General features: G+C 68.7%; 9 protein-coding genes. All 9 read left to right on the top strand.

Annotated features, from left to right (window positions below; translation table 11 throughout):
* The first annotated feature begins 16 nt into the window (after window positions 1–16).
* The 9 genes from N5J29_RS15815 (at window position 17) to tkt (ending at window position 12652) form a co-directional block, all read left to right on the top strand.
* On the top strand, window positions 17–1987 hold the full coding sequence (locus N5J29_RS15815) for a type IV pilus secretin PilQ family protein (protein ID WP_053518459.1): 1971 nt from the start codon (window positions 17–19) through the stop codon (window positions 1985–1987).
* A gap of 172 nt (window positions 1988–2159) precedes the next feature.
* Window positions 2160–3185: a MoxR family ATPase gene (locus tag N5J29_RS15810; RefSeq protein ID WP_065175742.1), complete on the top strand. Its 1026-nt coding sequence runs from the start codon at window positions 2160–2162 to the stop codon at window positions 3183–3185.
* Window positions 3186–3193: 8 nt separating this feature from the next.
* A complete protein-coding gene (locus N5J29_RS15805; RefSeq protein WP_279924475.1) occupies window positions 3194–4123 on the top strand; it encodes a DUF58 domain-containing protein in 930 nt (309 codons plus the stop codon).
* The gene (locus tag N5J29_RS15800; protein ID WP_164150907.1) at window positions 4120–4569 is read left to right on the top strand and encodes a DUF4381 family protein; all 450 of its coding nucleotides are present in this window, start codon (window positions 4120–4122) and stop codon (window positions 4567–4569) included. The genes N5J29_RS15805 and N5J29_RS15800 overlap by 4 nt, the downstream gene beginning before the upstream one ends.
* On the top strand, window positions 4566–5570 hold the full coding sequence (locus N5J29_RS15795) for a VWA domain-containing protein (protein WP_111186771.1): 1005 nt from the start codon (window positions 4566–4568) through the stop codon (window positions 5568–5570). Before N5J29_RS15800 ends, N5J29_RS15795 begins: the two co-directional genes overlap by 4 nt.
* Window positions 5567–7384, top strand: a complete 1818-nt coding sequence (locus N5J29_RS15790) for a tetratricopeptide repeat protein (protein WP_164150909.1) — start codon at window positions 5567–5569, stop codon at window positions 7382–7384. Before N5J29_RS15795 ends, N5J29_RS15790 begins: the two co-directional genes overlap by 4 nt.
* Window positions 7381–9075, top strand: a complete 1695-nt coding sequence (locus tag N5J29_RS15785) for a BatD family protein (protein WP_164150911.1) — start codon at window positions 7381–7383, stop codon at window positions 9073–9075. Before N5J29_RS15790 ends, N5J29_RS15785 begins: the two co-directional genes overlap by 4 nt.
* A gap of 57 nt (window positions 9076–9132) precedes the next feature.
* On the top strand, window positions 9133–10452 hold the full coding sequence (locus tag N5J29_RS15780) for a dicarboxylate/amino acid:cation symporter (protein WP_053518469.1): 1320 nt from the start codon (window positions 9133–9135) through the stop codon (window positions 10450–10452).
* 202 nt (window positions 10453–10654) lie between these two features.
* Entirely contained in the window at window positions 10655–12652 is a 1998-nt protein-coding gene (tkt, locus tag N5J29_RS15775) for a transketolase (RefSeq protein ID WP_053518470.1), read from the top strand.
* Window positions 12653–12693 lie beyond the last annotated feature (41 nt).

Raw genomic sequence — 12693 nt, 5'->3', positions numbered from 1 at the left:
TACTGGGGATAGCACGATGACCTTTCACCAAGCCAAGGGGCTGCGTCCCATCCGGCGCTCTACCTTGAACCGTGTCAGCGCGCTGGGAGTCGCGCTGATGCTGGCCTGCGCTCCGGCGCTGGCCGCCGCACCGGCGGAGAAACCGGCCAGCACCGCGGTGGCCCCTTCGGCCCCGGCGACAACTGGCCTGTCGGTGTCCAAGATCGATTTCAAGCGCGGCGATGATGGCGTCGGCCGCCTGATCCTGCAGTTCGACGGCCAGGGCGCGATTCCCGACCTGCGCACGCAGGGCAGCAACGTCGTGGTCGACGTGGGCAACGCGCGCCTGCCGGCCAACCTGCAGAAGCCGATGAACGTGGTCGACTTTGCCACGCCCGTGCAGCGCATCGATGCCAAGCCATCGGGCGCCGGGACCCAGCTGGTGCTGAGCACGGCGGGTACGGTGGAGTCGCTGGCCTACCAGAGCGGCAACGAATACGTGGTCGAGATCAGTCCGCGACAGGCGCCCGCCGCCGTCGGTGCGGTCAACGCCGGTACGGTCACCCAGGCGGCGAAGGCCGTCGGCCAGCGTGGCTACTCGGGCAAGCCGGTCACCTTCAACTTCCAGGACGTGCCGGTGCGCACGGTGCTGCAGTTGATCGCCGAAGAATCCAACCTCAATGTCGTGGCGTCCGATTCGGTGCAGGGCAACGTGACCCTGCGCCTGGTCAACGTTCCGTGGGACCAGGCGCTGGACATCGTGCTGCGCGCGAAGGGCCTGGACAAGCGTCGCGATGGCAGCGTGATCTGGGTCGCGCCGCAGGCCGAGCTGGCCAAGTTCGAGCAGGAGAAGGAAGACGCCCGCATCGCCATCGAGAACCGCGAAGACCTGGTGACCGATTACGTGCAGATCAACTACCACAGCGCGACGCAGATCTTCAAAGCGCTGACCGAGGCCAAGGGCATCGGCGGCGGTGGCGGTGGTGGAAGTGGCGGTTCCTCGTCGCAGGAGGAAAGCGGGTTCCTGTCCACGCGCGGCCGCATCGTTGCCGACGAGCGCACCAACACGCTGATGATCAGCGACATCCCCAAGAAGATCGCACGCATGCGCGAACTGATCGGGGTGATCGATCGTCCAGTGGACCAGGTGCTGATCGAAAGCCGCATCGTGATCGCCACCGACACCTTCGCCCGCGAACTGGGTGCGAAGTTCGGCATCAGCGGCAGCCGCGACAATGTCTACTTCAGCGGCAGCCTCGACGCCAACGCCAAGACCCGCAAATCGCAGGTCGATACCGCGCTGGAGAACGCCAAGGCCGTGCGTGAGTGGCAGGCCGGTGGCAGTGTCGGTCCGGCACCCGTGCCGACCGGCTCGACCATCGAGCGTGGCCTGAACTGGAACCTGCCGGTGGCCCTGGCCAACAACCCGGGTTCGCTGGCGCTGTCGATCCTCAACGCGGGCTACCTGCTGGATGTCGAGTTGTCGGCCATGCAGGAGGAATCGCGTGGCGAAGTGATCTCCAATCCGCGCGTGGTCACCACCAACCAGCGCGAGGCGATGATCAAGCAGGGCAAGGAGATCGGCTACGTCACCATCAGCGGTACCGGTGCCGCCGGGGGCGCGGGTTCGACGCCGAACGTGCAGTTCAAGGAAGTCGTGCTGGAGCTGCGGGTGACCCCGACGATCACCAATGACAACCGCGTGTTCCTGAACATGCAGGTCAAGAAGGATGAAGTCGATCGCCTGATCGAACTGCAGGGCTACGGTACGGTGCCGTCGATCAACCGCCGCGAAGTCAATACCGCGGTGCTGGTCGAGGACGGCCAGACCGTGGTGATCGGCGGTGTGTACGAGTTCACCGATCGCAACAGCATCAGCAAGGTGCCGTTCCTGGGCGATGTGCCGTTCCTGGGCAATCTGTTCAAGAAGCGCGGTCGCAACAAGGACAAGGCCGAGCTGCTGGTGTTCGTGACGCCGAAGGTGCTGCGCGTGGCCAAGCAGAACTGAGCCACCGCCTGCAGCAGGTGCGAAACGGGGCCGCCATGTGCGGCCCCGTCTGCGTTGCGGCCATGCATCCACGCAGGGCGTGGACGCTGTTCAGCGTCTCTTGATGCCATCGCCGGGGCACCCTGCGATGATGTCGGGAACCCGTGCCGTCCTGTGCCGGTCAAAGGCCCTCATGAACCTGCCCCCGCCGATGCCCGAATCTGCAATGCCGGCTGCCACGCCGGCCACGTCCCACCTGCACGCGGCGTTCAACACGTTGCGCGAGGCGCTGTCGGCCGAGATCGTCGGCCAGGCCGCCCTGGTCGAGCGCCTGCTGATCGCGCTGCTGGCTGATGGCCATCTGCTCGTGGAGGGCGCGCCCGGGTTGGCCAAGACCACCGCCATCCGCGCCCTGGCAGCGCGCCTGGAGGCCGATTTCGCGCGCGTGCAGTTCACCCCGGACCTGTTGCCTGCCGATCTGACCGGTACCGAGATCTGGCGCCCGCAGGAAGGCCGTTTCGAATTCGTGCCGGGCCCGATCTTCCATCCGATCCTGCTGGCCGATGAAATCAATCGTGCACCGGCCAAGGTGCAGTCGGCGCTGCTGGAAGCGATGGGCGAGCGCCAGGTCACCGTGGGTCGCCACACCTATGCGTTGCCCTCGTTGTTCCTGGTGATGGCCACGCAGAACCCGATCGAGCAGGAGGGCACGTTCCCGTTGCCCGAAGCGCAGCTGGACCGCTTCCTGATGCATGTGCGCATCGGTTATCCGGACCAGACGGCCGAGGCGGAAATCCTGCGGCTGGCGCGCGAACGTGCGCGCGGCGCGCTGGGTGAAGCCCCGGCGGCGCCGGAGAAAATGCCGATGCAGGATGTCTTCCAGGCGCGTCGCCAGGTACTGGACCTGCACATGGCACCGGCCCTGGAACGCTACCTGGTGGAGCTGGTGCTGGCCTCCCGTGATCCGGCCCGCTACGACCCCGCGCTGGGCCGTCGCATCGCGTGGGGCGCAAGCCCGCGCGGTTCGATCGCGCTGGAGCGTTGCGCGCGTGCGCGCGCATGGTTGGCCGGCCGTGACTTCGTCACCCCTGATGATGTGCGTGCGGTGGCTGCGGACGTGCTGCGCCATCGCGTGCTGCCGAGCTACGAGGCGACCGCCGAAGGGTGGGATGGCGAACGGCTGGTGCAGGAACTGCTGGCCCGGGTGCCGGCACCCTGAGCCTGCGCATGACCGATACATCCCAGGAGCATGGAGTGTCCGCCAGCGAAGGCGATGGACTGCGCCCGCAGCTGGCCGAGCTGGTGGCGCTGCGCCGTCTGGCCCAGCGTCCGCCGCCGCCCCGTCGCGGCCGCGCCGGCAATGCGGGGCAGGCACCATCGCCGCTGCGCGGGCGCGGCATGGAGTACGCCGAATCGCGCGAGTACGTCGCCGGTGACGATGCCCGTCATATCGACTGGCGCGTGACCGCGCGCACCGGTCGTGCCCATACCAAGCTGTTCCAGGCCGAACGCGAACGGGTCAGTCTGATCGTGGCCGATACCTCACCCGCGCTGTACTTCGGCACCCGCGTGCGCTTCAAGTCGGTGCAGGCTGCGCGTGCCGGTGCAGTCGCCGCCTGGTCGGCGCAGCGCCGCGGCGACCGCATCGGTGCGCTGCGCGGTAGTGACCGCGAAGCGCCGGTAGCGCCAGCCGGCGGACCACGTGGCGTGCTGCGCGTGCTCGACGCGCTGACGCGCTGGTATGCGCAACCTCCGGCCGATGACCTGGGTCTGGAGCGCGCGCTGGACCACGCGGCGCGCGTACTGCGTCCGGGTGCACGGCTGCTGGTGCTGGCCGACCCGCAGCAGGCCATCCGCATTGCGCCGGCGCGATGGGGAGCGCTGGCCCAGCATCACAACCTCAGCCTGGTGCTGCTGGTCGATCCGCTGGAGCTGCAGCCGCCGTCGGCGCCCCTGCAGTTCCTTGCCGCCCAGCAGCGCATCGGACTGGACCTGCGCCGCAGCGACGTGCAGGCGCAGTGGCATGCGCATTTCGTTGAACCGCTGCAGGAACTGCAGCGCCAGCTGGGGGCACGCCGCATCGATGTGCAGGTACTGAGCAGTGACGCGGCCAGCGATGCCTGGCTGGCGCCGGCGCCTACCGAGGTACCCGCATGAGCGCAGCGCTGCCCCTGCGCGATGTGCAGCTGCCACCGGCACCGTCGTGGTGGCCACCGGCCCCCGGCTATCTGATGATCGGGGCGGTTCTGCTGCTGGCGCTGCTGATCCTCGCCCTGCTGTGGTGGCGTCGCCGTCGGCGTCAGCAGCGCTGGTTGCAGGCGTTTGATCGCGAGCTGGCGGGCGCGACCGATGCCGCCGCTGAGGTGGCGGCCATTGCGGGCCTGCTGCGCCGTGCCGCGCGTCAGGCACGGCCGGGCAGCGAAGCGTTGCATGACCACGCCTGGTGGCAGCGGGTGGATCCGCAGGCGACGTTGCCGGCGGCGCAGCGCGATCTGCTTGCCGAGGGCGCGTACCGGCCGCAGGTGGATGCGGCCGATGTCGCAGTGCTGCGCCGCTGGGCACGCGGACGTCACTTGGCGATGCTGCAGGAGCGGCGCCGATGAGTGCGCTGGCGAGTTACTGGCCCTGGCCGGACCTGCAGCTGGCCTGGCCATTGGCGCTGTTGGCGGTGCCGTTGCCGTTGCTGATGCTGGCCTGGAAGCGCCGTGCCGCCCCCGGCGCTGCGCTGCGCGTGCCCTATGCCGCGACCGAACTGGAGGCCCTGGCCGGAGCGGGTCGTATCGATGCGCACAGGTGGCGTGCGCTGCTGCTGTGGCTGGGCTGGATCGCGCTGTGCGTGGCGCTGGCGCGGCCGCAGCAGTTGGGCGAGGCGATCACACCGCCGCAGCAGGGGCGCCAGATGATGCTGGCGATGGACGTGTCCGGCAGCATGGGCGAGGCCGACATGGTGCTCGGCGGTCAGGCCGTCGATCGGCTGACCGCCGCCAAGGCCGTGCTGGCCGACTTTCTTGACCGTCGTGCAGGCGATCGCATCGGCCTGCTGATCTTTGGTGATCGGGCCTATACGCTGACCCCGCTCACTGCCGACCTGGCCAGCGTCCGCGACCAGCTGCGCGACAGCGTGGTCGGCCTGGCCGGGCGCGAGACCGCCATCGGCGATGCCATCGGCCTTGCAGTCAAGCGCCTGCGCAGCCAGCCCGAGGGCCAGCGTGTGCTGATCCTGCTCACCGATGGCGTCAGCAATGCAGGCGTGCTGGAACCGCTGCGTGCGGCGGAGGTAGCGCGTGCCGAGGGCGTGCGCATCCACACCGTCGCCTTTGGCGGCGATGGCAGCATGCGCTTTCTCGGAATTCCGATTTCCGCCGACCAGGACCCGGTGGACGAGGCGACGCTCAGGCAGATCGCCCGGATGACCGGCGGCCAGTTCTTCCGCGCCCGCGACACTGCCGAGCTTGCAGGCATCTATGCCGAGCTGGACCGGCTGGAGCCCATCGCGGAGAAGGGGCCGGCCCTGCGCCCGCGCGATGAGCGTTATCCCTGGCCGCTGGGCGTGGCGCTGCTGCTCGGTGCGCTTGCGTGGGCATGGCCGGAGCGTCGTCGATGATCGCCCTGGCATCCCATCTGCCGGACTGGAACGCGCTGCATTTCCTGCGGCCTGACTGGCTGTGGGCGTTGGCCGCGCTGCCGTTGATCGTGGCCGTAGCGGTGTATCGACAGCGCCGCAGCGATGCATGGCGGCAGGCGGTCGATGCCCATCTGCTGCCCCATCTGCTGGCGTCGGGGCCGCGCCGTCGCATGCGCCTGCCGTGGGCGCAGCTGCTGGGCTGGACGCTGGCGTGCCTGGCCCTGGCCGGGCCCAGCTGGCGACAGCAGGCGCAGCCGATGTTCCAGGCCAGCGCACCGTTGCTGGTGGTGCTGGACCTGTCCAGCCGGATCACCGCCACCGACCTGCCGCCGTCGCGCCTGCTGCAGGCGCGGGCCAAGATCGGCACCTTGCTGCGCGCCCGCGAGGGCGGCCAGGTTGGGCTGATCGTCTATGCGGACGATGCCTATACCGTCGCTCCGTTGACCGAGGATGCCGGCAATGTCGCGCTCTATCTGGACGCGCTGTCGCCGGATGTCATGCCGCGCGACGGCCAGCGTGCCGATCGTGGCATCGACTGGGCGACACGGCTGATGCGGCAGACCGGCGCGCCCCAAGGGCAGATCCTGGTGGTCACCGACCAGGCTGACGATGAGGCCGAACTCGCTGCTTCGCAGGCCCGCAGCCTGGGGCTGCAGGTGTCGGTGCTGGGTCTGGGAACTCCGGGCGGTGCCGCGTACCGCGACAGCAGCGGCCAGATCCGCCAGGCCGCGCTGGACGAAGGCCGCCTGCGCGCCGTGGCGACGGCCGGCGGCGGCCGCTATGTGCGGATCGCCGCCGATGATCGCGACCTGCGCGCGCTGGGTGTGCTCGATGCCCGTGAAGGCACAGCGCTGCAGCGGCCGGGTACCGGTCACCAATGGCGCGACGAAGGCTTCTGGTTGCTGCCGCCGTTGATGCTGCTTGCGCTGCTGGCGTTCCGACGGCGTGCGCTGCTGGCTGCCGTGCTGGCGGTCGGCCTGTTGCCGTGGACGGACGGCGCGCAGGCGCAGGCACAGACGCGGCCGGTGCAGGGCACGCTGTGGAAGCGGGCGGACCAGGTGCAGCATCAGCGTCTGGCCGAAGGCGTACAGGCCTACCGCCAGGGTGACTTCGCACGTGCCCGGCAGCAGTTCGAAGGGCTCGACACCGCGGCCGGCTGGTACAACCTCGGCAATGTGCTGGCCCGCCAGGGCCAGTACGACGATGCCATAGCCGCCTACGATCGCGCACTGGCCCTGCAGCCGGGGATGGCCGACGCGGTGGCCAACCGGGCTGTTGTCGATGCTGCACGCAAGCGCAAGCCGCCGGGTGGCCAGCGGCAGAACCCGGGACAGCAGAATCCGCCCCGGAAGCCGTCCTCGACGCCGCAGGATCAGCAGGGCCAGCCACAGCAGGGCCAGCCGTCGGGGCAGGGACAGCCGTCGGGGCAGGGACAGCCGCAGGCGCCCTCGCAGCGCCCCCCGCCCTCAGACGCCGGCGCCCAGCCGCAACCGCGGCCCGGTGAGCGTGGTGATCTGGGACCGCCGTCACCGCCCCAGGCCGAGGACGCCCATGCGCAGGCCGAGGCCGACGCGCAGCAGCGACAGCGCATGCAGCAGGCCATCGAACAGGGGCGCGAGGGCCGGGAGAAGAATGATCCGACCGTGGCGGGCGATGACGGCCGCACGCCGCGCCAGCGCGAGGAACAACAGGCGGTGGACGCCTGGATGCGGCGCGTGCCGGATGATCCGGGCGCGTTGCTGCGTGCCAAGTTCCAGCTGGAAAACGAACGCAGGAAGAGGGAAGGGCGATGAACATGCACGGCCTACGCCGGTGTGCGGCAATGCTGCTGCTGTGGCTGCCATTGATGGCCTGGGCAGAGCCGCGGGCATGGCTGGACCGCGATCGCATCGCGATGGGGGATACGGTCACCCTCAACGTGCAGAGTGATGCCGGTGCGCCGGACTTCACGCCGCTGCGCGGTGACTTCGATCTCAGTGGGCAGACCAGCAGCCGCCAGGTGGAGTGGAGCAACGGCAGCATGCAGCAACGCAGTCTGTATGGCGTGGCGCTGACACCGCGACGCAGTGGCGCGCTGACGATCCCGGCCCTGCAGGTGGGTACTGCGCAGACCGCACCGCTGACGTTGCAGGTAGACGCCGCCGCCCCGGTCACCGCTGCCAACGGTGCGGCCATGGCGTTCATACAGACCGATGTCGACGATGACACGCCCTACGTGCAGCAGAGCGTTGGCGTGGTCGTGCGCCTGTTCTTCGCCTCGCAGCTGGCCTCCGGCGAGCTCATCGTGGATACGCCCGCCGGTGCCTCGCTGCAGCGGGTGGGCGACGACCGCACCGACGTGAGGCAGGTCAATGGACGCCGCTACAACGTGGTCGAGCGCCGCTTCCTGCTGATTCCCGAGCGCAGCGGGACACTGCGCCTGGCCGGCGCGCGCTTCAACGGCCGCAGCGCGGGCGGCTTCTTCGATGACTTCTTCGGAGGGGGCGATGGCCGCATGAACGCCACCGGCGCCGACCGCACGCTGCAGGTGCAGGCACAGCCGGTGCAGGCGCCGCAGCCGTGGCTGCCGTTGCAGGGCCTGCAGTTGCGCTATACCAGCGCGCCGAGTACTGCGCGTACCGGCGAGGCCGCCACCATCGTGGTCGAAGCGATCGCCGAAGGTGCCACCCGTGCCCAGTTCACCGACCTTCCGGTTCCGGACCTCGGCACGGCGGCGCAGGTGTTCGCCGAACCGGCGCAGTACGAAGAGACCTTCACTGGCAGCACCCCGCGGTTGAAGATCACCCGTCGTTACTCCGTCGTGCCCCGCCAGCCGGGTCCGCTGCAGGTGCCGGGGCCGAGGGTGTCATGGTGGAACGTGCGCGACGGCAGCGCGCAGCAGGCACGACTGCCGGACCTGGCACTGACGGTCAGCGCCGGTACGGGCACTGCCGCGCCCGCCCCGCCGCCGCCGATCGACACCGATGCAGCGCTGCCCGACGACGACACGCGCATTGCGGCCACCGATCCGATCGCCTCGGGGACGCCGAGCCAGCCCTGGCCCTGGATTGCCGCGGTGATCGGCCTGGCGCTGCTGTGGCTGCTGACCCTGCTGTGGGGCTGGCAGCGCGGACGCGGCGGGCCGTCCATGCGCGGTGCCACTCGCCCGCCGGGGCCGCCGTCCGGGCCGGAAGCCAGCGAAGGACGCGGCAGCGTCGCCGAACTGCGCCGGGTGCTGGACGGCGAGGGCTTTGACCAGGTCGAAGCGCAGCTGTGCGCGATGGCAGGTGTACCGCGGTTGGAGCAGGTCATCGCCAGGCTGGGTGATCCGAACCAGCGCCAGGTGCTGCAGGAGCTCCAGCAGGTGCGATGGGGCGGGCAGGGAGAGCCGGCACCACTGCGTGTGCGGTTGCGCGAGGCCTTCCGTGACGGACCACACTGGTCGGGGACCGCCCGCGGCACCGACACTGGGCTGGCGCCGCTGTATCCGCAGCGCCGAACCTGAACCGGCGCCGCTTGCGCGCTTTGTTAGAGTGCATTCATTTTTCGAGGAAACCTGCGTATGACAGCAGCTGCCGCCGGCAAGAAGACGTTGCCCCTGCACTGGAAGATGGGCATCGGCTTCGCCATCGGCCTGATCCTGGGACTGACCGTGCACGCCCTGGGTGGCAGCGTCGATGGTCTGCAGACCGGTGCCAAGTGGGTCATGGACTACATCACCACGCCTGCATCGGGGCTGTTCCTCAACCTGATCTTCATGCTGATCGTGCCGTTGATCTTCTCGGCGCTGATCATGGGCGTGTCGGAGATGGGCGACATCCGCGCCCTCGGCCGCATCGGCTGGAAGACGCTGGCCTATACCGTGCTGCTGTCCGGCATCGCCGTGGCCATCGGCCTGGTGCTGGTCAACCTGCTCAAGCCCGGCGTCGGCGTCGATCCGCAGACCGCCGCGCTGATGCTCTCGGAGAACGCCGAACGCAGCAAGGAGATCGTCGCCGGCATCCATGGCACGCCGAAGGGCATGGACATGCTGCTGTCGATCGTGCCGAGCAACGTGCTGCAGGCGGCCTCCGACAACGGCGCGATCCTCTCGCTGATGTTCTTCGCGCTGATGTTCGGCATCGGCATGGTGCTGACCGATGACGAGAAGGTCGCCCCGCTGCGCCGCGCCATCGAAGGCGTGTTCGAAATCTCGATGACCCTGATCAATCTGGTCATCCGCCTGGCACCGTATGCGGTGGCCTGCTTCATGTTCAACCTGGCCGCGCTGTTCGGTTTCGAGCTGATCATCCGCCTGGGCGCCTACGTGGGCGTGGTGGTGCTGGCACTGGGCCTGCACATGGTGGTGACCTACGGCGCCGCCGTGTGGCTGTCGGGCCGTTCGCCGCTGTCGTTCTTCCGCGATACCCAGGAAGCGACGGTGATGGCCTTCTCCACCGCCTCCAGCAACGCCACCCTGCCGACCGCGCTGCGCGTGGCCGACCAGATGGGCCTGCCGCAGCGCGTGTCCCGCTTCGTGCTGACCGTGGGCGCCACCGCCAACCAGAACGGCACGGCGCTGTTCGAGGGCGTGACGGTGATCTTCCTGGCCCAGTTCTTCGGCGTGGACCTGAGCATCGGCCAGCAGATCATGGTGATGGCGGTGTGCATCCTGGGGGGCATCGGTACCGCGGGCGTGCCGTCGGGTTCGCTGCCGGTGGTAGCGATGATCTGCGCCATGGTGGGGGTCAACCCGCTGGGGATCGGCCTGATCCTGGGCGTGAACCATTTCCTGGACATGTGCCGCACGGCGCTGAACGTGACCGGCGATCTGGCGCTGACCACCCTGGTGGCCAAGGGCGAGGGCCACGACGGCCCGGCGCTGGTTCCCGACCGCGACTGAGTCCTGGCGACCTGATCGGGGTCGGATTCCTTTCCGCACGGAAAGGGCTCCGACCCCTTTTCACATGCGGAATCCGGCGGAGATCACGACGTTGCCGGCCAGCGCCCGCACGACCGGGCAAGTGGAACTGACCCCCACCCGGTGACTATGGGACAATAGGTCGCCCGCACGTCCGCGGCCGCCTCCCGATTCCGACAGAACCATGACGCAGCCTACCCGTCGCCAGTTGGCCAACGCCATCCGCTTCCTTGCCGCCGATGCGGTTGAAACCGCAAAGTCCGGCCACCCCGGCATGCCCATGGGCATGGCCGACATCGCCGAAGTGCTCTGGAACGACTACCTTCGCCACAACCCGAGCAATCCGCACTGGTTCAACCGCGACCGTTTCGTGCTGTCCAACGGCCACGGCTCGATGCTGCAGTACGCGCTGCTGCACCTGAGCGGTTACGACCTGCCGATCGAGCAGCTCAAGCTGTTCCGCCAGCTTGGCAGCCACACCGCCGGTCACCCGGAGCGCCATGAAACCCCCGGCGTGGAAACCACCACCGGCCCGCTGGGCCAGGGTTTCGCCAATGCCGTGGGCTTCGCCCTGGCCGAGAAGCTGCTGGCGCAGCGCTTCAACCGTCCGGAACTGGAAGTGGTCGACCATCGCACCTGGGTGTTCATGGGCGATGGCTGCCTGATGGAAGGCGTCTCGCATGAAGCCGCTTCGCTGGCCGGCACCTGGGGCCTGCACAAGCTGGTCTGCTTCTGGGACAACAACCACATCTCCATCGATGGCAACGTCGAAGGCTGGTTCACCGACAACACGCCGGAGCGTTTCGAGGCCTATGGCTGGAACGTGGTCCGCGATGTCGATGGTCACGACCCGGAGAGCATCAAGGCCGGCATCGAGGCCGCGCTGTCGCAGAGCGACAAGCCGACCCTGATCTGCTGCCGCACCACGATCGGCTTTGGTTCGCCGAACAAGGCCGGCAAGGAATCCAGCCACGGTGCTCCGCTGGGCAAGGACGAGCTGGAAGCCACCCGCAAGCAGCTGGGCTGGGAGTACGGCCCGTTTGAAATCCCGCAGGCCATCTACGATGGCTGGCGCGCCAACGGTGCCGGCACCCTGCGCCAGGCCGAATGGGAACAGCTGTTCGACAAGTATGCGGCCCAGTATCCGGCCGAAGCCGCTGAACTGACCCGTCGTTCGCACGGCGAACTGCCGGCCGACTTCGTTGCCCAGGCCGACGCGTACATCGCCAAGGTCGCGGCTGAAGGCCCGACGATCGCCTCGCGCAAGGCCTCGCAGCTGGCCATCGAGGCCTTCGCGCCGCTGCTGCCGGAAATCGTCGGCGGCTCGGCCGACCTGGCGCACTCCAACCTGACCCTGTGGAAGGGCAGCACCTCGGTCGCCAGCGACGACGCCAACGCCAACTACGTGTACTACGGCGTGCGCGAGTTCGGCATGACCGCGATCGCCAACGGCCTGGCGCTGCATGGCGGCTTCATTCCGTTCGATGCCACCTTCCTGGTGTTCAGCGATTACGCCCGCAACGGCGTTCGCATGAGCGCGCTGATCCCGGCCCATGCCATCCACGTCTACACCCACGATTCGATCGGTCTGGGCGAAGACGGTCCGACCCACCAGCCGGTGGAGCATCTGGCCTCGCTGCGCTACATCCCGAACAACGACGTGTGGCGCCCTTGCGATGCCGTCGAGTCGGCGGTGAGCTGGAAGGCGGCGATCACCCGCCAGGACGGCCCGAGCTGCCTGGTGTTCAGCCGTCAGAACCTGCCGCACCAGCCACGGAGCGCCGAGCAGATCGCGCAGATCGAGCGTGGCGGCTACGTGCTGGCCGACGCCGCCGGTACCCCGGACGTGATCCTGATCGCCACCGGTTCGGAAGTCTCGCTGGCCACGGAAGCGAAAGCCCAGCTGGACGCGGCCGGCCTCAAGACCCGCGTGGTCTCGATGCCGTCCACCGATGTGTTCCTGCGCCAGGATGCGGCATATCGTGAATCGGTGCTGCCGAACGCCGTGCGCAAGCGCGTGGCGGTGGAAGCCGGCGTCACTGGTTTCTGGCGCCAGTTCGTCGGCCTGGACGGTGCGGTGATCGGTATCGACACCTTCGGTGCCTCGGCCCCGGCCGATCAGCTGTACAAGCACTTCGGCATCACCGCCGCGCACGTGGTGGACGCCGCCAAGGCGCTGTAAGCAGTATCGCGATGTGATGCAGGAAAGGCCGGCGCAAGCCG

It is taken from the genome of Stenotrophomonas sp. GD03680, from assembly GCF_029844625.1.
Classification (GTDB): Bacteria; Pseudomonadota; Gammaproteobacteria; order Xanthomonadales; family Xanthomonadaceae; genus Stenotrophomonas; species Stenotrophomonas maltophilia_P.
The sequence above is the reverse complement of the archived record's forward strand: the minus strand, read 5'-3'. Positions and strand labels throughout refer to the sequence as shown.